Here is a 21,759-nt window from a genome sequence, read left to right on the forward strand (position 1 = left end):
GGAACAACAATGGTTTCACGCAGAAATTTTTTCACTGGCGCGGCGGCCGTGGTTGGCGCCGGTCTCGTCAGTCGCGTCGGCGCCGCCTCGCTCCCCGAGGCACCGATGATGGACAAGGCAGCCACCCAGGCGCCGCTGGCGCCGCCCAATGGCCGCCCCTATCACCCGGTGGTCACGCTGAACGGCTGGTCACTACCCTGGCGCATGAACCAGGGCGTCAAGGAGTTCCATCTGGTGGCGGAGCCGGTGGTGCGCGAGCTGGCGCCCGGCATGAAGGCGAATCTGTGGGGCTACAACGGCCAGTCACCGGGACCGACCATCGAAGTGGTGGAAGGCGACCGCGTGCGCATCTTCGTCACCAACAAGCTGCCGGAGCACACCAGCATCCACTGGCACGGCCAGCGGCTGCCGAACGGCATGGATGGCGTGACCGGCCTGACCCAGCCGCCGATCCCGGCCGGCAAGACCTTCGTCTATGAGTTCATCGCGCGGCGGCCCGGCACCTTCATGTATCACCCGCACGCCGACGAGATGACTCAGATGGCGATGGGCATGATGGGGTTCTGGGTCACGCATCCGAAGAACCCCGAGTTCATGAGGGTCGACCGCGACTTCGTCTTCCTGCTCAACAACTACGACATCGATCCCGGCAGCTATACGCCCAGGGTGAACACGATGCTGGACTTCAATCTGTTCACCTTCAACAGCCGCGTGTTCCCCGGCATCGACCCGCTGGTGGTGCGCCAGGGCGATCGGGTCCGTATCCGCTGCGGCAACCTGACGATGACGAATCATCCGATTCACCTGCATGGCCACGAATTCGTCGTCACCGGTACCGACGGCGGCTGGACGCCACCCGCTTCGCGCTGGCCGGAAGTCACCACCGACATTGCCGTCGGCCAGATGCGCGCGATCGAGTTCGATGCCACCGAGCCCGGCGACTGGGCCTTCCACTGCCACAAATCCCATCACACGATGAACCCGATGGGGCATGGCGTGCCGACCATGATCGGCGTCGACCAGCGCGGCATCGCCCGCAAAATCAACCAGCTGGTGCCCGACTACATGGTGATGGGCGAGCGCGGCATGGCGGACATGGGCGAGATGGAAATGCCCTTGCCGGACAACACCTTGCCGATGATGAGCGGTCAGGGCCAGTTCGGCGGCGTCGAGATGGGCGGCATGTTCACCGTGCTCAAGGTGCGCAAGGAGCAGAAGCCGGGCGACTATAAGGACCCGGGCGAGTACCGGCATCCGGCCGGCACGGTGGCCTACGAGTGGCAGGGCGACCTCCCCGCAGCGGCGCGCAGCAGCACCGCGGGTGGACAGTCGATGCCGGGCGCCGGCAAAGCAGGGAATGTCGAAATGACGGTACGCAAGCCTTTGGCTCATGGCGGCCACCATTGATCACTTTTTCCCACACACACCAAGCCGGAAGGAATTACATGAAAAAATCGTCAATCTTGGTCTCGCGCCTCTCGCTCGCCATGCTGGCGACTGCGCTGGCCATGGCGGCTCCGCCCGCACTGGCGCACGGAGAGGCCCATGCAACGAAAGCAGGTACCGCTATCGCCGCCGAACAGCATGCATTCGGCAGAGAAGGAGACCCGCAGAAGGTCACCCGTACGATTGCCATCGACATGGACGACAGCATGCGCTTCCGGCCATCGGAGATTCGGATCAAGCAAGGCGAAACCATCCGATTCATCGTGAAAAACCGGGGGCAGGCCTTGCATGAAATGGTGCTCGGCACGCTGGAGGAACTCAAAGCGCATGGCGATCTGATGCGCAAGAACCCGGAAATGGAACACGACGAACCGTACATGGCGCATGTCAAACCGGGCGGCCAGGAAGAGATGGTCTGGCAGTTCAACAAAGGTGGCGAATTCAACTACGGCTGCCTCGCGCCCGGTCACTTCGAAGCCGGCATGATCGGCAAAATCACCGTAACCAACTGACACAGGAGCAATTCATGCAACGACGCACCGTTTTACAGGGCATCCTGGCCGCCGCCCTCGGCGCACACTTGACCGCCCATGCCGCAGCACCCGTGATCGAGGTGTACAAGAGTGCCACCTGCGGCTGCTGCACCGAATGGGTCAAGCATTTGCAGGACAATGGCTTCACGGTCAAGGCGCAGGATGTCGCCAATCCCTCGGACTACCGAGAAAAATTCGGCATACCTCAGGAACTCGGTTCCTGCCACACCGGCATGGTGAATGGCTATGCGATCGAAGGGCACGTGCCGGCACGCGAGATCCGGCGCCTGCTGGCGGAGCGGCCGAAGGCGCGCGGCCTCGCGGTGCCGGCGATGCCGATGGGCTCACCCGGAATGGAAGGCCATCGCAATGATCCTTACGACGTATTTCTGGTTCAGGCCAACGGCCGCCGCAAGGTATACCAGCACTACACCGGAAAATAAGTACAGGAAAAGCACGATGGAAACTTTAGCCAAACTCGTCGCGGCCGCCAGCCTGGCATTGTCCGCCGCAGCATGGATACCGGCGCAGGCCGCGGCCGCCATTGCCGAACCCACCCAGACCGCGCAGCCGGCCACCGCCATGGCGGAAGGCGAAGTCCGGAAAATCGACAAGGATGCCGGCAAACTCACGATCCGCCACGGCGAACTGAAAAATCTCGACATGCCGCCCATGACGATGGTATTCCGCGTCAAGGACCCGGCCATGCTCGATCAGCTCAAGGTGGGCGACAAGATTCGCTTTACCGCCGACAAGGTGGGCGGCCAATTTACTGTGATGCAACTGGAAGAAACGAGATAGCGCAATGCCGCGGCGCGCACTTTGGCGCAGAATTCGTATCGGTCGTACCAAAAAACCAACTCGGGAACAAAGTATGCACACCCACGTTGCTCATGATCACCACCACCAGGGTTCCGCAGCGCCTCCAGGGCACGACCACGGTACGCGCGAGACCGGCAAGCCGTTTACCGATCCGGTATGCGGCATGCAAGTCGCCGCCGACCGGGACAAGGAAATCGAGTACGCCGGCAAGAAATACTATTTTTGCAGCAGCCGTTGCATGGAGAAATTCCGCAGCGAACCATCGGCCTACGTCGGTTCCGCGCTGCCGCCGCCGGCGCAAGCGGCCCCGCCGGGGACGATTTACACCTGCCCGATGCATCCGGAAATCCGCCAGCCGGCTCCGGGTAACTGCCCGCTCTGCGGCATGGCGCTGGAACCGGTGATGCCGGCCCTGGACGAGGGCGAAAATCCGGAATTGACCGATTTCAAGCGGCGCTTCTGGTGGACCCTGCCGCTGACCCTGGTGGTATTCGTGCTGGCGATGTTCGGCCATGTGTTTTTCCCGATGGGGCTGCCCCATCAAAACTGGATCGAACTGGTGGCCAGTACCCCGGTGGTGCTGTGGGCCGGCTGGCCGTTTTTCGTGCGCTGGGCACAGTCTATCCTGCGCCGCCACCCGAACATGTGGACCCTGATCGGCTTCGGCGTCGCCGCCGCCTACGCCTACAGCGTGGTGGCCACGGTTGCTCCCGGCCTGTTTCCGCCGGCCTTCCTCGAGCACGGGCGCATCGGCGTCTATTTCGAAGCGGCGGCCGTCATCATTTCCCTGACATTGTTCGGGCAAATCCTCGAACTGCGGGCGCGCGCGCAAACCTCGGCCGCCATCAAGGCCCTGCTCGGGCTGGCGCCCAAGATGGCGCGCCGCATCGGCGTCGATGGCACCGAAGAAGACGTGCCGCTAAGCCATGTCCACATCGGCGACACCTTGCGCGTGCGGCCCGGCGAGAAGGTGCCGGTGGACGGCGTCGTCACCGAAGGCGAAAGCGCGATCGACGAAGCGATGCTGACCGGCGAACCGATTCCCGTCACCAAACGCCCCGGCGACAAGTTGATCGGCGCCACGCTCAACGCCAGCGGCAGCCTGGTGATGCGCGCGGAAAAAGTCGGCGCCCAAACCATGCTGTCGCAAATCGTGCAGATGGTCGCGCAGGCGCAGCGCTCGCGGGCGCCGATGCAGCGCCTGGCGGACGTGGTGGCCGGCTACTTCGTGGTGGCCGTGATCGGTATCGCGCTGCTGACGCTGCTCGGCTGGGGCCTGTTCGGCTCCGGGCCGAGCTGGGTATTCGGCTTCGTCACGGCGGTATCGGTGCTGATCATTGCCTGCCCGTGCGCGCTTGGACTGGCGACGCCGATGTCGATCATGGCCGCCACCGGCCGCGCGGCGACCCAGGGCATCCTGTTTCGCGACGCCGCCGCGATCGAGGACATGCGCCGGGTCGATACGCTGATCGTCGACAAGACCGGCACGCTGACGGCCGGCAAGCCGGCGTTCGATCGCGCCATCCCGGCGCCGGGCTTCGGCGAAGAAGACGTGCTGCGGATCGCCGCCAGCATCGACCAGGGCAGCGAACACCCGCTGGCGCACGCGATCGTTGCCGAGGCGCGCCAACGCGGGCTGGCGCTCGACAAGGCGGAAAGCTTCGAATCGTCCAGTGGCATCGGTGTGCGCGGGATAGTGTCCGGCCGCCGCATCGCACTGGGGAATACAGTGCTGATGGACGATGAAAAGGTCGAGTGGCGCGTGCTGCAACAGCAAGCCGAAGCGCTGCGCGGCGAAGGCGCCAGCGTCATGTACCTGGCGCTGGACGGGCGCCTGGCCGGCTTGATCGCGGTGTCCGATCCGATCAAGTCGACCACCGCGGAAGCGCTGGCCAGCCTCCAGGCGGCCAACATTACCGTCATCATGGCCACCGGCGATGGCCTTACCACGGCACGCGCGATCGCCGCCAAACTGGGCATCGACCAGGTATACGGCGAGGTCAAGCCACAGGACAAGCTGCAGCTGGTGGAGCGCCTGCAGGCCGAGGGCAGGATCGTGGCCATGGCTGGCGACGGCATCAACGACGCACCGGCGCTGGCGCGCGCCAATGTCGGCATCGCCATGGGCACCGGCACCGACGTCGCCATCCAGAGCGCCCACGTGACCCTGGTCAAGGGCGACTTGCGCGGCATCGCACGCGCGCAAGTCCTGTCGACTGAAACCGTGCGCAATATGCGGCAGAATCTCGGCTTTGCATTCGTCTATAACGCGCTCGGAATCCCGCTCGCCGCCGGCCTGTTGTACCCGTTCAGCGGGCATTTGCTGTCGCCCATGATCGCCGCGCTGGCGATGAGCCTGAGCTCGGTGTCGGTGATCACGAACGCGCTGCGGCTACGCACGGCTGCAACGTAAGATTGCCGGCAGCGGCCATTCAGGAAAGGAATCCGTATGTTCACGAAAAACCAATTTCAACGCCTGGCAGTGGCGTTGGCCCTGCTCGTCGCCGGCAGCCAGCAGGCCAGCCTGGCCCAGCAATCGTCGGCACCGGGCCTGCAAAAACGCCTGACCGACCTGCTGCAGCCGAAGCAGGACCAGCTGCTGGAACCGGAGCAAGCCTTCCGCCTGAAGACGAGTTTCAGGAACCCGACGACACTGGTGGCGGAACTGATTCCGGCCAGCGGTTACTACCTTTATCGCAACCGGATCCACTTTGCGGTCAAGGATTCCAACGGCGTCGCCATCCAGGCGGTGCGGCTGCCGGCCGGCAAGGTCAAGAATGACCCGACCTTCGGCGCCACCGAAGTTTACGAACAGGCGGCGCCGGCGGAAATCGCGCTGGAGCGAGCTCCGACCGCAAGCCGTTTTACCCTGGTGGCGTCCTGGCAAGGCTGCCATGAAAAAACCGGCGTGTGCTATCCGCCGGCCAATGCTGAACTGAAGCTGGTCTTGCCGCCGGCCGCCAAGTGAGCACCGTATGCCCAGGCGCTTAAAACCCGAGCCGCTCGCCCGCTCCCAATAGCGTCGCGATTCCCAGCAGCGCGAAGATCGCGGCAGCGATTCCATGCACTACGCGCACCGGGACCCGGTTTGCGATGCGTCCGCCCAGCAACACCGCCGGCACGTTGGCGATCATCATGCCCAGCGTGGTGCCGGCCACCACTGCCAGCAGGCTGTGGTATTGCGCCGCCAGCGCGACCGTGGCGACCTGGGTCTTGTCGCCCATCTCCGCCAGGAAGAATGCGATCAGCGTGGTGCCGAAGACGCCGAACTGCGCCAGACGCGCATCCGCCTCGTCGAATTTGTCCGGGATCAGGATCCAGACCGCCATCGCCAGGAACGAAATGCCGAGCAGCCAGCGCATGGTCTGCGGCTCCAGCAGCGACGGAATCCAGGCGCCCAGCGCGCCGGCCAGTCCGTGATTGACCAGGGTTGCGACCAGGATGCCGAGGACGATCGGTAGCGGTTTGCGGAATTTGGCCGCCAGGATAAAGGCCAGCAGCTGGGTTTTGTCGCCGATTTCGGCGAGGGCTACGATGCCGGTCGAGACGAGAAATGCTTCCAATTACATGCTCCCAGGCCGGACCGAAAACCCATGACCATAGCGCATCCCCGGCCAGTCCGGAGGCGCCATGGTCAAAGGTCTCGCCAGGTCGGGAACTGCCTGCGCCATGACCGAACGGCCAAGTATGTTGACGCGGGCTCCTTCCGGAGGAAGGACGGCTACTCCCCAATGACGGGCGAAATTCTACCGACAATCGGCACAGCGTGCGCGCCCGGCGTCAGAAACAGCACGCTATTTACTCAGAAACAAATAAATTACCAGGAGTATGGTGCAAAACAACCATAAATACGCCGTTATTATGACGACATCAAAAAATACCGTACCCTGTATATTATTTGTAACTAAAGCCACCCGCCTCTTGCCGGGCTCGATCCGCATTGGCAGAACAGCGCTTTAGCGTTGCGTTTTGGCATTTTTTTTCTCCGCCAAAACAGTCCAGCCGGAAACAAACCAGTTTAAACCGGGCAATGCTGGTGGCATAATGCGCAGTCTGACGGGCATTCGCTTGCAATGTACCGCAATCCGACTGCCGGTAAAAATGATCGTTATGCCATGCGGCGGTAGTGGGACCATGTTGCAGCGCTGGCAGACCACATAACAACTTTAACCCCTCGGAGAACACAGATGCGCATCCACCAATTGCTCAAGACCTTGCCTTTGCTCCTGATCGGAGCCGGGCTCATCAGTTCGGCTGTCGCCGCCGATATCAAGCTGGGCGTTGCCGAAGCCCTGACCGGACCGGCCGGAAAATACGGCACCGCGATTCGCAACGGCTTCACGCTGGCAGCCGAGGAAATCAACGCCAAGGGCGGCGTCAACGGCAACAAGCTGGTGCTGATCGTTGAGGATGAGCAGGGCAAAAAAGAGGAAGCGATCAACGTTTTCAAGAAACTGATTTTCCAGGATAAAGTGCTGGCGGTATTCGGCCCGACGCTGTCGAATTCGGCATTCGCCGCCGATCCGATCGCCAACGCTGCCAAGGTCGTGGTATTCGGCACCAGCAATACTGCCGACGGCATTACCGCGATGGGCCCATACACATTCCGCAACTCGGTGATGGAATCGGACGTGCTGCCGGTCACCACCCGCGTTGCGGTCAAACATTTCGGCCTGAAGAAGGTCGCGGTCATCTACGGCAACGATGATGCCTTCACCAAGGCCGGCTACGATGCCTTCAAGGTTGCGCTGACCGAGCAGAAGATTCCGGTTACCACCACCGAAACCTATGCCAAGGGCGATGTCGACTTCAAGGCCCAACTGACCAAGATCAAGGCCACCAATCCGGACGCCATCGTCTGTTCCTGCCTGGCCGAGGAAGCCGGCAACATCATCCTGCAAACCCGTTCGCTCGGCATGAAGCAGCCGTTCATCGGCGGCAACGGCTTTAACTCGCCGAAACTGTTCGACATCGCCAAGGAAGCGGCCGACGACACCATCATGGGCAGCCCCTGGTCAGCGGAAAACACCGCGCCCGCCAACAAGGCCTTCATGGCCGCCTACCAAGCCAAGTTCAAGGCTGATCCGGACCAGTTCGCGGCGCAAGCGTTTGACGCGCTGCATATCATGGCCGAAGCTCTGAAAGGCGTGAAGCTGTCCGGCAACCTGGAGGCAGACCGCGCCGCGCTGGCGAAAGCGTTGCCCGCAGTGAAATGGGATGGCGCCACTGGCCCCTTCTCGTTCCGCCCGGCGCCCGCCTCCAAGGATGGCAAACCGGTCGGTTACGATGCGCAACAAGACGCCATCGTCAACATCGCCAAGGGCAACAAATTTGTATTGCTGAAGTAAGGTAAGCGCCGGCACCAATTTCGGGCACACTCGAAAGATGACGCGCTGAAGGCACCTCCTTTCAGCAGGGATCAACGAGGCATTTTTGGCTACCGCCAAAAATGCCTCCGTTTTAATCTGCAGGCACCATGCTCGAACAACAACTAATCAATGCGCTGTCATTGGGCAGCGTCTACGCACTCTTTGCGCTGGGCTTCACGCTGATATTCGGCGTGCTGGGCGTGATCAACCTCTCGCATGGCGCGATCTTCATGCTGGGCAGCTATTCCGCGCTGCTGCTGGTGGAAAAGCTGGCGCTACCGCTTTGGCTGGCATTGCTGACCGCGATGCTGGTGGCCGGCGCCATCGGTCTGGCAGTCGACTATCTGATTCTGAGGCCGCTGCGAGCGCGCAACGTCTCGCACCTGATTCCGATGATCGCCACCATCGGTGTCGCCATCATGCTGACCAATCTGGCACAGGGCTTGTTCGGCGCCGAAAACAAGCGCTTCCCGGTCGGCACGATTCCGGAACAAAGCTTCAACTGGGGCCATCTGCACCTGACCGAGTTGCAGATAGGCATCGTCGGCATTTCCTTGGCGCTAATGGTGATCCTGCTGATCGTCATGCGCCGCACGCAGCTGGGCCGCGCGTTGCGCGCCATCGCCGAATCGCCGAAAGCAGCCTATCTGCTCGGCATCAACGTTGAAGGCCTGTTTTACCTGACCTCGTTTGCCGCCGCGGCGCTGGGCGGCGCCGCTGGCGTGCTGGTCGGTCTGTCATTCAACGCGATTTCGCCGTTCATGGGACAGCCGATGCTGCATAAGGGCATCGCCGTGATCATCCTGGGCGGCATGGGCGATATCCGCGGCGCCATGATCGGCGGCCTGTTCCTTGGTTTCGCCGAAGTGCTGACGGTAGCCTACATTTCCAGCGACTTCCGCGATGCAGTCGCATTCGGATTACTGTTCCTGATTTTGTTGGTCAGGCCTTCGGGCATGTTTGGCAAAGTACTGGAAAGAAAGGCCTGACATGCTTGAATGGTGGGAAGGATTCTGGGCGACCTACAGCGCCGTGGTGTATGGGATCGGCGTCAATGCGATGCTGGCGCTATCGATTTACGTCACGCTATCGTGCGGCTTGCTGTCGCTGGCCAATGCGGCCTTCATGGGAATCGGCGCCTACACGGCGGCGATGATCAGCATGCAGAGCGGCTTGCCGTTCCCGGTTGCGCTCGCCGCCGGCGCGGTGCTGCCGGCACTGGTGGCGTTGATCATCGGCATTCCGACGCTGCGGCTGTCGGGCGTCTATCTGGCAATGGCCACGCTCGGCTTCGGCGAGGTGGTGCGCGTGATCGTGCTGAACATGGAAATCACCGGCGGCCCGATGGGGCTGAACGGCATTCCGCTGAAGACCGAGTTCTGGCACATCCTGCTGCTGCTGGCGGCGACCCTATTCATCCTCGCACGCATCCGGCGCTCGAAGATTGGCCGCGCCTTCGAGGCGATCAAGGCCGATGAAGTGGCGGCGCGCCTGATGGGCGTCAACGTCCCGGCCTATAAACTGTTCGCGTTCGTGCTGGGTGCTGCCATCGCCGGAGTTGCCGGCGGCCTCAACGCGCACTATACGTTTACCATCGGCCCCAACAATTATGCCTTTGAAAATGCCGTGGATATCCTGACCATGGCGGTATTCGGCGGGGTCGGCAACCTGATCGGCCCAACCATCGGTGGCACGATCCTGACACTGCTGCCGGAGGTGTTGCGCTATCTCAAGGAATTCCGCCTTGCCATCAATGGCTTGATTCTGATCGTCGTCGTGCTGTATCTGCCCAACGGCATCTGGGACCCGCGCCGGATTCATGCCTTCTGGCAGCGGCGCCAGGTACGGAAGGATCGGTAATGCTGAACTTCAATCAAATCAGCAAGAATTTCGGCGGCCTGCAAGTACTGTCGAACGTTAATCTCAGCGTGCCCCAAGGCGGCATCTTCGGCCTGATTGGCCCTAACGGTGCCGGCAAGACCACCGTCTTCAACCTGGCGACCGGCTTGCTGCGCGCTACGGCCGGCAGCATCGAATTCGACGGCCAGGATCTGGGCCAGATTCCGCCGCACCGGATTACCGAACTGGGTATCGCCCGCACCTTCCAGAACATCCGCATTTTCAAGGAAATGACGCTGCTGGAAAACGTCGTGGTCGGCATGCACGACCACCTCGATTACGGTTTTTCCAGTTTGCTGCTCAACCTCCCCTCGTTCCGCAAGATCGAAGCGGCGGCGCGCGAACGGGCGCTGGAACTGCTGTCCTGGGTCAAGCTCGATCACAAGGCGGCGATGCTGGCCGATAGCCTGTCATACGGCGAGCAGCGCCGGCTGGAATTTGCGCGCGCGCTGGCGACCAAGCCGAAACTGCTGCTGCTGGACGAGCCGGTAGCCGGCATGAATCCGGCCGAAAAATCGGAATTGATGGTTGAAATCCTGAACATCAAGCAACGCGGCTTCAGCGTTTTCCTGATCGAACACGACATGCGCTTCGTAATGGGCTTGTGCGACCGCGTCGCGGTGCTGAACTTCGGCCGCATCATCGCCGAAGGACCGCCGGACGAAATCAAGAACAATCCGGAAGTCATCGAAGCGTACCTGGGCAAGGAAGAAGACGCATGAGCGAAAGAGTGAAGGAAATTCTGCGCATCACCGATCTCGCGGTTTCCTACGGCCATATCGAAGCGGTCAAGGGAATTGACCTGACGCTGAACGAAGGCGAGATTACCGCATTGGTCGGCGCCAACGGCGCTGGCAAAAGTACGGCGCTTCTGGCGATTTCGGGCTTGCTGAAGCCGGCGCGCGGCCAGGTCATGCTGGATGGTGTAGACCTGACCAAACTGTCGCCGCACCGCATCGTCCAAAGCGGTGTGGTGCAGGTAGCCGAAGGACGCGCGATCCTGACCACGCTGACGGTGCGCGAAAACCTTGAACTGGGCGCCTACACCCGGCGCGACAAGGCGCAGGTGGCGCGCGACATGGAGTGGGCCTACGCGCTGTTCCCGGTATTGAAAAACCGCGCCAATGGCCTGGCCGGCAATCTCTCGGGCGGCGAACAGCAGATGCTCGCCATCGCCCGCGCCCTGATGGCCAAGCCGCGCGTGCTGCTGCTGGATGAACCGTCGATGGGGCTGGCGCCGCTGCTGGTGCAGGAAATTTTCCGGGTATTGAAAGAAATCAATCAGACCGGGCTGACCATCTTCCTGGTCGAGCAAAATGTGAGACAGGCATTGCGCATCGCGCAACGCGGTTATGTGTTGGAAACAGGCAAGATCGTCCTGGCCGACAGCGGTTCCAACCTGCTGCATAATCCAAAAGTAATTGATGCCTACTTAGGCGGATGATGTACTGGCGCGGGTTTCCGCGCTTTTTTTTTGCTTTGGCAGGATGCGCAACACGTCCGAAGGGAAACCGAGGGCGCTGATCGGGTGCGTCAAGCGTGCCTGCGTGTTGCAATAAATAAAATCAGGCAATCTACAAAATAATTCACTAAATGAAAGTAGATTTCGTTCTATGAAATATCGTATACTTCCGTTGCCGCGCGCCGGGCAACTATCACAACTATAAAAACGAATTAGAACGATAGGCGCTGCGAGCCAGGTTTTCAACCGATGGAGGAGACGACCACCATGTCTTTTTTTCTTGCAATTTCGCGCCTGATCGACTGGATCAATGAGCAGGTTGGGCACGGCGTCAGCTGGGCACTGCTGCTGGCGGTATTGATCTGCGCCGGCAACGCCAGCGTGCGCTATGCGTTCAACATGAGTTCCAACTCGTGGCTGGAAGTCCAGTGGTATCTGTATGGCGCGGTGTTCTTCCTGGGCGCCTCCTACACGCTGCGCCGCAACGAACACGTGCGCATCGACGTCATCGCCGGCCGCTTCTCGAAGCGCACCCAGGTCTGGATCGACATCTTCGGCTTCCTGCTTTTCCTGCTGCCGGTCACGCTGCTGATCCTATACTACTCGATCCCCTACGCCATGCTGTCGATCCAGAATCAGGAATACTCCAGCAACTCCGGCGGCCTGATCGTCTGGCCGGCCAAGCTGCTGATTCCGGTCGGCTTCTTCCTGCTCGCCTTGCAGGGCTTTTCGGAACTGATCAAGCGCATCGGCTACCTGCTGGGCAAAGTCGAGGCCAACGCCTTCGACAAGCACGCGGTCACGCCGGAAGAAGAAATCGCGGCGATCAAGGCCGCAAACCAGATCGATTAAGGGGACGAGGATATCCATGACTGAATTTCTGATTACCAATATGGCGCCGATCATGTTCGGCGCCCTGGTCGTGTTCCTGCTTTCCGGTTTCCCGGTCGCGTTTTCCCTGGCCGCCAATGGCCTGTTCTTTGGCCTGGTTGGCATCGAGCTGGGCCTGTTGAAGCCGGAACTGCTACAAGCCCTGCCCAACCGCCTGTTCGGCATCATGGCCAACGACACGCTGCTGGCGATTCCGTTCTTTACCTTCATGGGCCTGATCCTGGAACGCTCCGGCATGGCCGAGGACCTACTGGACACCATCGGCCAATTGTTCGGCCCCTTGCGCGGCGGCGTCGCCTACGCGGTGATTTTCGTCGGCGCCTTGCTGGCCGCCACCACTGGCGTCGTGGCCGCTTCGGTGATCTCGATGGGCCTGATCTCGCTGCCGGTGATGCTGCGCTACGGTTACGACAAGCGGGTCGCGACCGGCGTCATCGCCGCCTCCGGCACGCTGGCGCAAATCATCCCGCCATCGCTGGTGTTGATTGTCATGGCCGACCAGTTGGGACGCTCGGTGGGCGACATGTACCAGGCCGCCTTCATCCCGGGTCTGCTGCTGACGGCGATGTATGCCGGTTACATTTTCCTGTGCTCGCTGGCGAAGCCGCACTGGGTGCCGGCGCTGCCGGCCGCCGCGCGCAACCTGCACGAGCCGAACGGCGCTTCCGGCGTGCGCTCGCTGCTGCTGCTGTTCGCCGGCACGATCGGGGTTGCGTTCGCGATTGCCGAGCTGTACCGCGTCAACCACCCGACCCTGGCTGCAGATGAAGTCGCGATCTTCTCGGCCAGCCTGGGCATCATCGGCGCCTTCCTGCTGGCGGTCCTCAACCGTAAGCTGAAACTGGGCCTGCTGTCGCGCATGGCGGAGAAGGTGGTGTTCGTGCTGATCCCGCCGCTGGCCCTGATCTTCCTGGTGCTGGGCACGATCTTCATCGGCGTCGCCACCCCGACCGAAGGTGGCGGCATGGGCGCGGTCGGCGCGCTGGTGCTGGCGCTGATGAACCGCCGCCTGTCCTGGGACTTGCTGAAACAGGCGATGAATTCGACCGCCCGCCTGTCCTCCTTCGTGATGTTCATCCTGATCGGCTCGTCGGTGTTTTCGCTGGTGTTCCGCGGCGTCAACGGCGACTTGTGGGTGGAGCATCTGCTGACTTCGCTGCCGGGCGGCACTGCTGGTTTCCTGATCGTGGTCAACATCCTGTTCTTCGGCCTGGCCTTCTTCCTCGATTTCTTCGAGCTGGCCTTCATCCTGGTGCCGTTGGTGGGACCGGTGGCCGACAAGATGGGGATCGATCTGATCTGGTTCGGGGTCCTGATCAGCATCAACATGCAGACCTCGTTCATGCATCCGCCCTTTGGCTTCGCGTTGTTCTATCTGCGCTCGGTGGCGCCGAAGGAGGTCACCACCGCCGATATTTACTGGGGCGCGATTCCGTTCGTCACGATCCAGGTGATCATGGTGGCGCTGATCCTGGCATTCCCGCAAATCATTTCGGTCGCCAAGAAAACCGACATGAAGGAAAAAATCGAACTAAAGCTGGACATGCCGCGCCCCGGCTATGGCACGCCCGATTTGGCGCCCAGCTTCTCCGGCGATAGCGGGGAACTACAGTTAAACTTTTCGAGTGAGCCGGAGAGCAAATAAGCCTTTGTTCGCGCAACTCATCGCTCTTAATCCGCAAGCCATGCTTGCGGATTTTTTTTGTCTTCAGCAGCCGGTGCCGAGTGCAAGCCCCGATCTCTTCCTGTTAGCCATGGCGACGCAAAGCCGGGTAACATCCAGCCCGCCAATTGACGGGTATATGTAAATCAGTCAGATTTTATATACAGAATTCAGTCCTTTAATCAGGAGTATAACGACATCTTCAGTCTGGCATGGCAGCTTTTCCGGCCTGAACCACGCGCCGGCTGGCGCTCCCAAGAAAGATTTTCATTGCCACCAATCAATTGGGTCAGTTCCATTACCATAGCGCACATTGCGTCCTCTACAAGCGTCGGGTATTGCTGATAATGGTCACCTCACTCCGCTGTGCGGACCCGCATCGGTTTCCGGTTCGTCAGGCCAGCGCTTTGCGTTCAGCTTCCTTCAGATATTCGCATTTGCCCGCGCCCCTGACGTTCGGTCAGTTGTTCCCCTTGTCGTGCGAACCGGGGCTTTCACCTCCGGGTCAGTTCAGCCTGTTGGCGCCGCCATGAAAAAGCCCCGCGACGCTCGCGCGCCGCGGGGCTTCTACGATGGGGAAAACGATTATTAGCGGTGGCTGATCATGAAGTTCTGCAGCGGCGCCTCGGCCACCGAGAACCACTGGTTGATGTCCTGACGGAAGCGCTTCCACGGCTCATACACCTTCTTGAACTTGGCATTCTTCGCCGCTTCCTCTTCGTTGACCTCGTTGGCCGCCTTGTAGCAGGCTTCCATGATCTCCTTCGAGAACGAGTGCAGCTTCACGCCGTTGCGCAACAGCCGCGCCAGCGCCACCGGGTTTTGCGCATCATAGGAGGCCTGCATCGTCACATGCGCCTCATAGGCCGCAGTCTCGATTGCATACTGGTATTCCTTCGGCAGTTTTTCCCACTGCTTGATGCCGACGTAGAAGGAGAACTGGGTGCTCGGCTCCCACCAGCCCGGCGCATAGTAGTGCGGCGCGACCTTGTAGAGGCCGAGTTTCTCGTCGTCGTGCGGACCGATCCATTCGGCGGCATCGATCGTGCCCTTTTCCAGCGCCGGATAGATGTCGCCGGCGGCGATCTGCTGCGGCACCACGCCCAGACGCGCCACCACGCGGCCGCCGTAGCCCCCGATACGCATCTTCAGGCCCTGCAGATCGGCCACGGTCTTGATTTCCTTGCGGAACCAGCCACCCATCTGGGTGCCGCTGTTACCTCCCTGGAACTGGATGATGCCGTAGTCCTTGTAGAACTCGCGCATCAGCGCCAGGCCGCCGCCCTGGTCCATCCAGGCTGTTTGCTGGCGCGAGTTCAAGCCGAACGGGACCGCGCAGTCGAAGGCGAAAGTCGGATCCTTGCCGAAGTAATAGTAAGGCGCGGTGTGGCCCATTTCGATGGTGCCGGCCTGCACCGCGTCCATCACCTGCAGCGCCGGCACGATTTCGCCGCCGGCGAAGGGGCGGATGTTCAGCTTGCCGCCGGTCAGTTGGCCGACCCGCTTGCAGAATGCTTCCGAGGCGCCATACACCGTGTCCAGCGTCTTCGGGAAGCTCGACGCCAGGCGCCAGTTCAGCGTCGGCAGCGATTGCGCCAGCGCCGGCGCGGCGATGGCACCGGCCGACGCACCGATTGCGGCCTTCTTCAAAAACGAACGACGTTCCATGTTTCCTCCCTGGTTGAACTGCAAAAAAACCCCACGCGGCGACATCGGATTCGAATAATTATTATTTCACATCGCAGCAATTCATTTCACGCTTTGGCAAATTGTAAAGATGCTTTTTACATATAGCAACCATATCCTATGTTGCGATGCACCACTCAAAAAAGCGATGCACGATGGAAAATATACCCCATCGGCGCCTGTCTGCCATCAGCGCGTCGACACAGCCTGGATTCGGGTGGAGGCGAAGCGCGGCTTGGAGGTTTTTGTATATCATGACAGGCTTGCGTTCCCGTCCGCACACTTCTGAACATGATGCCAATTGCCCCCCGACATGAAAAGTTTCGGACCGGGCGCGTCAGGCCGATTCATCGCCTGCAGCGAAGCGCGGCGGGCTGGAAGCCATGCCTGCACTGACCGAACTGCTGGTACTGCTGGGTTGCCTGCTGGCAGTCGTGAGCGTGATCCAGGTCGTCGCCGCACGCATCGGCGCGCCGGAATCGACATTGCTGTCACTGGCCGGAATCGCGCTCGGCGCCAGTTATGTGACGGTTGATTCGATCGCGCCCGACTTCGCCCATTTTTTCTTTACTCCGTTGGTGGATCCGGTCTTGCCGGCCGAAGCGTATTTGTGGCTGTTCCTGCCGCCACTGCTGTTCCAGGTGGCACTGACGGTCGATGTGCGCAGCATGCTGCAGGATGCAGCACCGATCCTGCTGCTGGCAGTGGTGGCGGTATTCGTCGCCACCGGCGTCATCGGCTTCGCGCTCGGCATGGCGGCGCCGCAAGGCTGGGTGGTGTGCCTGCTGGTCGGCGCCATCGTCGCCACCACCGATCCGGCAGCGGTGATCGGCATCTTCCGCGAAGTCGGCGCGCCCGGCCGCCTGATCCGGCTGGTGGAGGGCGAAAGCCTGTTGAATGACGCCGCCGCGATCGCGCTGGTTGGCGTGCTGACCGGCATGCTCACCGGTCATGGCGCCGAAGCCAGTTGGAGCGCAGGCTTTCGCGAACTCGGCATCTCCTTCGGCGGCGGCGTGCTGCTGGGCCTGGTGGTCGGCCGCGCGGTCGCCTTCCTGCTGCCGGCGATGAGCAACATCGCCACCGCCGAAACGGCGCTGACGCTGGCGGTACCCTATCCGCTATTCCTGTTCGGCAACGAGGTGCTGGATGTCTCCGGCGTGGTGGCGGTCGTGTGCGCGGCGCTGGTCATCAACGGCCTGGCGCGCACGCGGTTGACGCGACCCAACGTGGAGCACCTGCAACTCGTGTGGGCGCAGATCGCCGCGGTGGCCGGGGCCATCATCTTCCTGCTGGCGGCGGTGCGCGTGCCGCATCTGCTGCGCGGCGTGACCTGGGCCGATTTCGGCTACCTGCTGGTGGCGGTGGCGGCGGCGTTCGCGGCGCGGCTGGCGGTCTTGTTCCTGATGCTGCCGGCCCTGGTTCGCCTCAAGCTGAGCGAGCCGATCTCGCCCGCCTACAAGCTGGCGATCGCCTGGGGTGGCCTGCGCGGCGCAGTGACGCTGGTGCTGGCGATGGGTTTGGCGGAAAACTCCCGGCTGCCGCTGGCTACACGCCACTTCATTTCGATCATGGCGACCGGTTTTGTCCTGTTCAGCCTGTTGATCAACGGTTCATCCTTGCGCTGGCTGATTCGCCGGCTCGGCCTGGACCGGCTGTCGCCGCAGGAACAGGTGCTGCAGCAGCAGGCGATCCTGCTTTCGACCGAGGAAGTGGAAGCCACCGTCAAGCGCATCGCCGCCACCTTCCACATGTCGGCCGCCGCCGCTGACCAGGTCAACCGCAACTATCGCTCCGACCTCGCGCACAGCCCCGCCCTGCTCGACCCGGCGCCGCCATTGGGCGAGCGCGAGCGGCTGGCGATCGGCCTGGTAACCTTGGCCACGCGCGAACAGGAATTGATTCCCGACTATGGCAACGGCATCGTCAGCGTACGCAACCTGGACGCGATGATGCACAACACCGCGCACATGATCGACGCCGCCCGTACTGAGGGGCGGCTGGGCTACCACCGCGCATCTCGCCGTATCCTGGAGCCGCATCCAGCCTATAAGCTGGGGCTGCTGTTGCACCATTATTTGCGCTGGAACCGGCCGCTGGCGGCGGCGCTGGCGGATCGCTATGAATTGATGATCTGCCGCCGCGCGGTGCTGGAACGCTTGCGCGAGTACAACCGGGCGCGCCTCGAGCCGCTGCTGGGCGAACGCATGGCGGAGGTGCTGGACACGATACTCGCAACCCGGGTGCAGTTGATCGAGGATGCGATTCGCTCGATGCGAAACGAATTCGGCGCTTTCACGGCTACACTGGAACGGCGCATCCTGCTGCTGTTCGCCTTGCGCCAGGGGCGCCAGGCGATGGAAGCGATGGTGGCCGAGCAAGTCATTTCCAAAGAAGTCTACAACTGGGTGCGGCAGGAACTCGATCTGGCCTGGCAGCGCGCGATCGAACGGCCGACGCTGCAGCCGGTCAGACACAAGCGCTCCGCATGAGCCAAGGCGGCACCCGGCCGCGCGATGTCCTTGCGAAACGTGGTCGCGTGGCCTGCGCCGGCAGTTATACTCCCAAACATATAGCTATATTCCGCCCATAAAATATTATCTTATTCAACATACTCCAAGATAGTGGAGCGCGGTTTCAAACACGAAGTGCAACATCGATGCAACAAAACCCCGGCGCGCCAGATCTGACCTTGCGTGACCACAGCGACCTTTACAGCCAACCGTAGCGCAAACCGAGCCAGATGCCGCGCGGCGCAGCATAGCCGCGGAACTGCTCGCCCGCCGCATGGGCGCCGTCGAAGCTGTTCCCCGGCCCGGCAAACACGTTGTTCCCCAGCAGCCCGAAGTTGGCATATTCGCGGTCGAACAGGTTGTTGATCCGGCCGAACAGTTCCAAGCCCGTGGCCAGTTTGAAGCGAGCATCGAGATTGACCACCGTGTAAGCTGGCACCATGCCACGCAGGTCGAGATTGTTTTCGTCGCCGCGCGCATAGGTGGCGCCGGCATACAGGAGGTTGCCGCCGATCGACCAGCGCTCGCCGCCCGCATAGTCGATCCGCAGCTTCAGGCTGTGGCGCGAGATGCCCGGGATCCGGTTGCCCGGCATGACCGCAATCGAGCCGGTGGCGTCGGCGCTGGAATTGACCGGGCTGGGCATCAGGAAACCACTCCGATAGGTGGCGTCGATATAGCTGTAGCGGAAGCCGAGCGCCAGCCTGCCCCATTTTCCGGAACTGGCCAGCTCCAGCCCCTGGCGCCGGGTATTGCCGACATTCCGGAAGAAACCGGTATTCGAGCCGGCGCCCTGGCCGCTGATGAACTGGAGGTCGTCGTTCAGTTCGGTCCGGTACAGCGCGGCGCTCCAGCTAGCCGCCGCGCCGCGCTTGCCGCGGGCACCGATTTCGATGGTTTGCGCCACCACTTTCTTCAGCGCCGGGTCGGACAGGAAATTGTTGGGCAATTTGCACGGCGCGTCGGGGTCGGCGCAGGTCAGCTCAATCGGCGTCGGTGCCCGCATTCCTTCGTTATACGCGGCGTAAACCGTCAGGTTCGGGGTCGGGTTGAAGTTCAAGCCGAGCGCCGGATTGAAGCGGGAAAACGAATGTTCGCCGTTCAATTCGGGCGCGCTGCCGGAGCGATCCGCAATTCGAATCCGGGCCAGGTTGTAGCGGCCGGACAGGCTCAGCGTCCAATGCTGGTCAAGCGCCAGGGTATCGGCGGCGAACAGGCCGTAATAGCGGTTGCTGGTTTCGGCGTTGGTCTGTTGCAGGAAGGGTCCGATCGGATCGGTGCCGCGGCTCGCATTGAATTGCGCATCTTGCGCGTCCTGAATGAAGCCGGCGCGGCCAAAATCGGCACTGGCGCCGACCATCAGCTGATTCTTTTTGCCGGCGAATTGTCCCTGATATGTCAACTGTAGGCCGAGGCCAAAACTATCCTGATCGATCGCCATCCGGTCGTTGGTCGCCTGCACCGAACTAGGCAGGCCGGTCGCCGAGTCGGTTTCTCCAAAATTGGAGTTGACGTTGCTGCTGAGCGACTGGCTGCGGTAGGCGCGGTAGTACAGGTTGCCACCCAATAGCCAGTCGTCATCGATGAAATGGCTGCCCTTCAGGGTCAGCATGCCCAGCCGGTTGCCGTTCCGGTCGGGATAGGTGTAGGCCTGCCTGATATTCGGAAACGACAGCGGCAAGGTCTGCGTGCCCTCCAGCGTGTTGTCGGCCAGAGTCAGGCTGAGGTCCAGATCGGTGTCCGCGGTCTGGTAGCCGAGCTTGCCGAAAAACTGGGCCAGCCGGCTCGGATTGTGCTCGGCCCAGCCGCGCTCGCGCAGCAGGTTCCCGGTCAGGAAATAATCCCAGTGTCCGCTCTTGCCGCCCTGCTCAAGTTCGATTGCGCGCCGCCCGAAAGAGCCACCGGACACCTCCAGCGAGCCGCCCGGATTGTTGCTGCCGCTCTTGGTGTAAATCGCCAGCGCGCCGCCCAGCGTATTCAGGCCGAAAGCCGGATTCGAGCCCGGGATCAATTGCAGGCTGGCGATCGCCGCTTGCGGAATCAGGTCCCAATTGACGATGTCGCCAAACGGCTCGTTGATGCGCACGCCGTCCTGGAAGACCGACAAGCCTTGCGGCACCCCCAGCAAGGGGGAAGCGGTGAAGCCGCGAAAGCTGACGTCGGGCTGAAACGGATTGCCCTGCGCCGCGTTGATCGTGACGCCAGTCAAATTCTGCTCGAGATAGTCGGCCAGGCTACCCTGCCGCTGCGTGCGCAGCTTCTGCTGCGTGTGGACCTGGATGTTGGCGGGAACGTCGCGCGCCGCCGTCCCCAGACCCGGCAACAGCGTCGTGCCGATCACTTCGACCGTCGGCAGTTCCAGGGCTTCGGCAGGATTCGGCGCCCCTTGCGCCTGGACCGCACGCAGCAGCAGCAATGAAAACACGCTGCCAATCGCCAGGACGAGCGCACCATGCCTTGTGCACAATACGTACCGCACCACGCCGGCTCCCCATTTTTTTTTAGCGATTAATGTATTGCGCCGCCGGACTTCTGGTGCTGGCGCAATGCGGGTCGGACCAGCCTCAACCCAGACGATTTGCGATCTTCGGCGTACCGCGTCCCGCCGGATGCCGGACAGGAACCATTCTGGGGAAAAAATCGGGACAGGGAACAGGGAGAAACGCCAACTGTCACACGGCTTGCGTTCGCTCAACCGCATCGGCTCCGGACTCGTCCATCAGGATGCCGTTTGCGGCAAGGATCAGGTCCAGGAATATCGCGAGCTCGAACACGCCATCTTTTGTCCGGAAGCGCTGCGCGGGCGGCGGCGCACCCTTCAGCAATTGTCAAGCAGCCCGGCCAGCGCCGTGTAATTGCCGTCGCGCGCAATATCGGCTGCGGTCTTGCCGCGATTGTCCTTCAGGCGGCAATCGGCGCCCCGCTGCAGCAGAAGCTTCACGCTCGGTTCGTGCCCGTAGCCGGCGGCCCACATCAACAGCGTCTCCTCATTATCCATGCGCGCATTGACCTGGGTGCCGGCGTGCAGCAATTCGGCCAGGCAAGCGCTGCAGCCAGTGCCGGCGGCATAAATCGCGGCGTTTTTCTTCACGCGGTCGAGCGGCTCGATCTTCGCTCCCGCTGCGATCAGCTTGCGCATGATTTGCGCATTGCCGCTGAAGGCCGCCGCCATCAAGGGCGTGACGCCGGCCAGATTGGCCAGATTGACTTCCGCGCCGGCGCCCAGCAGCACATCTACCAGCGCCTCGTTGCCCTTGCTCGCCGCCATATTGAGCGGCGAATCGCCGTTCCGGTCGCGCGAGTTGACGGCTGCGCCCTGCTCCAGCAAGGCGGCGACCTGTTCAATCCGGCCCGCCTTGGCGGCCACAACGAACTGGCCATTGATATTGATCTGGTCCGCCCCGCGTTGCGCGAAAGCCGGTGTGATTGCGCAGCAGGCCAGCATCGCCAGCACACTGCGCCTGAGTATTTTGATCAT

At 61.9% G+C, this 21,759-nt stretch carries 19 protein-coding genes and 1 riboswitch; of the genes, 14 read left to right on the top strand and 5 right to left on the bottom strand.

Features of this window, described 5'->3' with window-relative positions:
* Nucleotides 1–9: 9 nt before the first annotated feature.
* From ACK2VC_RS02535 to ACK2VC_RS02560, 6 genes are all read left to right on the top strand, one after another.
* The gene (locus ACK2VC_RS02535; protein WP_486732018.1) at nt 10–1,407 is read left to right on the top strand and encodes a multicopper oxidase family protein; all 1,398 of its coding nucleotides are present in this window, start codon (nt 10–12) and stop codon (nt 1,405–1,407) included.
* Nucleotides 1,408–1,445: 38 nt separating this feature from the next.
* A complete protein-coding gene (locus ACK2VC_RS02540) occupies nt 1,446–1,958 on the top strand; it encodes a cupredoxin domain-containing protein (RefSeq protein WP_486732019.1) in 513 nt (170 codons plus the stop codon).
* A 14-nt stretch (nt 1,959–1,972) separates the two neighbouring features.
* Complete coding sequence (locus tag ACK2VC_RS02545) at nt 1,973–2,422, top strand: DUF411 domain-containing protein (protein ID WP_486732020.1); 450 nt, start codon at nt 1,973–1,975, stop codon at nt 2,420–2,422.
* Between the two features lie 16 nt (nt 2,423–2,438).
* Nucleotides 2,439–2,780, top strand: a complete 342-nt coding sequence (locus tag ACK2VC_RS02550) for a copper-binding protein (protein ID WP_486732021.1) — start codon at nt 2,439–2,441, stop codon at nt 2,778–2,780.
* A gap of 73 nt (nt 2,781–2,853) precedes the next feature.
* Nucleotides 2,854–5,214, top strand: coding sequence for a heavy metal translocating P-type ATPase (locus ACK2VC_RS02555; protein ID WP_486732022.1), 2,361 nt, complete (start codon nt 2,854–2,856; stop codon nt 5,212–5,214).
* A 36-nt stretch (nt 5,215–5,250) separates the two neighbouring features.
* The gene (locus ACK2VC_RS02560; RefSeq protein ID WP_486732023.1) at nt 5,251–5,769 is read left to right on the top strand and encodes a protein-disulfide reductase DsbD N-terminal domain-containing protein; all 519 of its coding nucleotides are present in this window, start codon (nt 5,251–5,253) and stop codon (nt 5,767–5,769) included.
* 19 nt (nt 5,770–5,788) lie between these two features.
* Here the strand turns inward: ACK2VC_RS02560 and ACK2VC_RS02565 are convergent, their stop codons facing one another.
* Nucleotides 5,789–6,364, bottom strand: a complete 576-nt coding sequence (locus ACK2VC_RS02565) for a TMEM165/GDT1 family protein (RefSeq protein WP_486732024.1) — start codon at nt 6,362–6,364, stop codon at nt 5,789–5,791.
* A 6-nt stretch (nt 6,365–6,370) separates the two neighbouring features.
* Nucleotides 6,371–6,543, bottom strand: a riboswitch (yybP-ykoY riboswitch).
* A 445-nt stretch (nt 6,544–6,988) separates the two neighbouring features.
* Between ACK2VC_RS02565 and ACK2VC_RS02570 the strand changes: the two genes are divergently transcribed.
* The 7 genes from ACK2VC_RS02570 (at nt 6,989) to ACK2VC_RS02600 (ending at nt 14,067) form a co-directional block, all read left to right on the top strand.
* Entirely contained in the window at nt 6,989–8,149 is a 1,161-nt protein-coding gene (locus ACK2VC_RS02570) for an ABC transporter substrate-binding protein (protein ID WP_486732025.1), read from the top strand.
* Nucleotides 8,150–8,277: 128 nt separating this feature from the next.
* The gene (locus ACK2VC_RS02575) at nt 8,278–9,159 is read left to right on the top strand and encodes a branched-chain amino acid ABC transporter permease (protein ID WP_486732026.1); all 882 of its coding nucleotides are present in this window, start codon (nt 8,278–8,280) and stop codon (nt 9,157–9,159) included.
* 1 nt (nt 9,160) lies between these two features.
* Complete coding sequence (locus tag ACK2VC_RS02580; protein WP_486732028.1) at nt 9,161–10,030, top strand: branched-chain amino acid ABC transporter permease; 870 nt, start codon at nt 9,161–9,163, stop codon at nt 10,028–10,030.
* Complete coding sequence (locus ACK2VC_RS02585) at nt 10,030–10,791, top strand: ABC transporter ATP-binding protein (RefSeq protein WP_486732029.1); 762 nt, start codon at nt 10,030–10,032, stop codon at nt 10,789–10,791. The genes ACK2VC_RS02580 and ACK2VC_RS02585 overlap by 1 nt, the downstream gene beginning before the upstream one ends.
* Nucleotides 10,788–11,513, top strand: a complete 726-nt coding sequence (locus ACK2VC_RS02590; RefSeq protein ID WP_486732030.1) for an ABC transporter ATP-binding protein — start codon at nt 10,788–10,790, stop codon at nt 11,511–11,513. The genes ACK2VC_RS02585 and ACK2VC_RS02590 overlap by 4 nt, the downstream gene beginning before the upstream one ends.
* A gap of 285 nt (nt 11,514–11,798) precedes the next feature.
* Nucleotides 11,799–12,383: a TRAP transporter small permease subunit gene (locus ACK2VC_RS02595; RefSeq protein ID WP_486732031.1), complete on the top strand. Its 585-nt coding sequence runs from the start codon at nt 11,799–11,801 to the stop codon at nt 12,381–12,383.
* Between the two features lie 16 nt (nt 12,384–12,399).
* Nucleotides 12,400–14,067, top strand: coding sequence for a TRAP transporter large permease (locus tag ACK2VC_RS02600; RefSeq protein WP_486732032.1), 1,668 nt, complete (start codon nt 12,400–12,402; stop codon nt 14,065–14,067).
* A gap of 606 nt (nt 14,068–14,673) precedes the next feature.
* Here ACK2VC_RS02600 and ACK2VC_RS02605 read toward each other — a convergent pair.
* A complete protein-coding gene (locus ACK2VC_RS02605; RefSeq protein WP_486732033.1) occupies nt 14,674–15,753 on the bottom strand; it encodes a TRAP transporter substrate-binding protein in 1,080 nt (359 codons plus the stop codon).
* A gap of 401 nt (nt 15,754–16,154) precedes the next feature.
* Between ACK2VC_RS02605 and ACK2VC_RS02610 the strand changes: the two genes are divergently transcribed.
* Nucleotides 16,155–18,260, top strand: coding sequence for a cation:proton antiporter (locus ACK2VC_RS02610; protein WP_486732034.1), 2,106 nt, complete (start codon nt 16,155–16,157; stop codon nt 18,258–18,260).
* A gap of 220 nt (nt 18,261–18,480) precedes the next feature.
* On the opposite strand, the gene ACK2VC_RS02615 is transcribed toward ACK2VC_RS02610, so the two are convergent.
* The 3 genes from ACK2VC_RS02615 to ACK2VC_RS02625 all read right to left on the bottom strand — a co-directional run bounded on the left by ACK2VC_RS02615 (nt 18,481) and on the right by ACK2VC_RS02625 (nt 21,759).
* Nucleotides 18,481–20,706, bottom strand: coding sequence for a TonB-dependent receptor (locus tag ACK2VC_RS02615; RefSeq protein ID WP_486732035.1), 2,226 nt, complete (start codon nt 20,704–20,706; stop codon nt 18,481–18,483).
* A 247-nt stretch (nt 20,707–20,953) separates the two neighbouring features.
* A complete protein-coding gene (locus tag ACK2VC_RS02620) occupies nt 20,954–21,106 on the bottom strand; it encodes a hypothetical protein (RefSeq protein ID WP_486732036.1) in 153 nt (50 codons plus the stop codon).
* A complete protein-coding gene (locus ACK2VC_RS02625) occupies nt 21,100–21,759 on the bottom strand; it encodes an ankyrin repeat domain-containing protein (protein WP_486732037.1) in 660 nt (219 codons plus the stop codon). Before ACK2VC_RS02625 ends, ACK2VC_RS02620 begins: the two co-directional genes overlap by 7 nt.

Source organism: Herbaspirillum sp. WTB6, from assembly GCF_057457785.1.

What these genes read in the sequence shown, in the direction of transcription:
- ACK2VC_RS02580 (WP_486732028.1), top strand. Translation starts at nt 9,161, where the DNA reads ATGCTTGAATGGTGGGAAGGATTCTGGGCGACCTACAGCGCCGTGGTG.
- ACK2VC_RS02550 (WP_486732021.1), top strand. Translation starts at nt 2,439, where the DNA reads ATGGAAACTTTAGCCAAACTCGTCGCGGCCGCCAGCCTGGCATTGTCC.
- ACK2VC_RS02600 (WP_486732032.1), top strand. Translation starts at nt 12,400, where the DNA reads ATGACTGAATTTCTGATTACCAATATGGCGCCGATCATGTTCGGCGCC.
- ACK2VC_RS02570 (WP_486732025.1), top strand. Translation starts at nt 6,989, where the DNA reads ATGCGCATCCACCAATTGCTCAAGACCTTGCCTTTGCTCCTGATCGGA.
- ACK2VC_RS02595 (WP_486732031.1), top strand. Translation starts at nt 11,799, where the DNA reads ATGTCTTTTTTTCTTGCAATTTCGCGCCTGATCGACTGGATCAATGAG.
- ACK2VC_RS02585 (WP_486732029.1), top strand. Translation starts at nt 10,030, where the DNA reads ATGCTGAACTTCAATCAAATCAGCAAGAATTTCGGCGGCCTGCAAGTA.
- ACK2VC_RS02590 (WP_486732030.1), top strand. Translation starts at nt 10,788, where the DNA reads ATGAGCGAAAGAGTGAAGGAAATTCTGCGCATCACCGATCTCGCGGTT.
- ACK2VC_RS02605 (WP_486732033.1), bottom strand. Translation starts at nt 15,753, where the DNA reads ATGGAACGTCGTTCGTTTTTGAAGAAGGCCGCAATCGGTGCGTCGGCC.
- ACK2VC_RS02625 (WP_486732037.1), bottom strand. Translation starts at nt 21,759, where the DNA reads ATGATCAAAATACTCAGGCGCAGTGTGCTGGCGATGCTGGCCTGCTGC.
- ACK2VC_RS02535 (WP_486732018.1), top strand. Translation starts at nt 10, where the DNA reads ATGGTTTCACGCAGAAATTTTTTCACTGGCGCGGCGGCCGTGGTTGGC.
- ACK2VC_RS02540 (WP_486732019.1), top strand. Translation starts at nt 1,446, where the DNA reads ATGAAAAAATCGTCAATCTTGGTCTCGCGCCTCTCGCTCGCCATGCTG.
- ACK2VC_RS02575 (WP_486732026.1), top strand. Translation starts at nt 8,278, where the DNA reads ATGCTCGAACAACAACTAATCAATGCGCTGTCATTGGGCAGCGTCTAC.
- ACK2VC_RS02545 (WP_486732020.1), top strand. Translation starts at nt 1,973, where the DNA reads ATGCAACGACGCACCGTTTTACAGGGCATCCTGGCCGCCGCCCTCGGC.
- ACK2VC_RS02610 (WP_486732034.1), top strand. Translation starts at nt 16,155, where the DNA reads ATGCCTGCACTGACCGAACTGCTGGTACTGCTGGGTTGCCTGCTGGCA.
- ACK2VC_RS02555 (WP_486732022.1), top strand. Translation starts at nt 2,854, where the DNA reads ATGCACACCCACGTTGCTCATGATCACCACCACCAGGGTTCCGCAGCG.
- ACK2VC_RS02560 (WP_486732023.1), top strand. Translation starts at nt 5,251, where the DNA reads ATGTTCACGAAAAACCAATTTCAACGCCTGGCAGTGGCGTTGGCCCTG.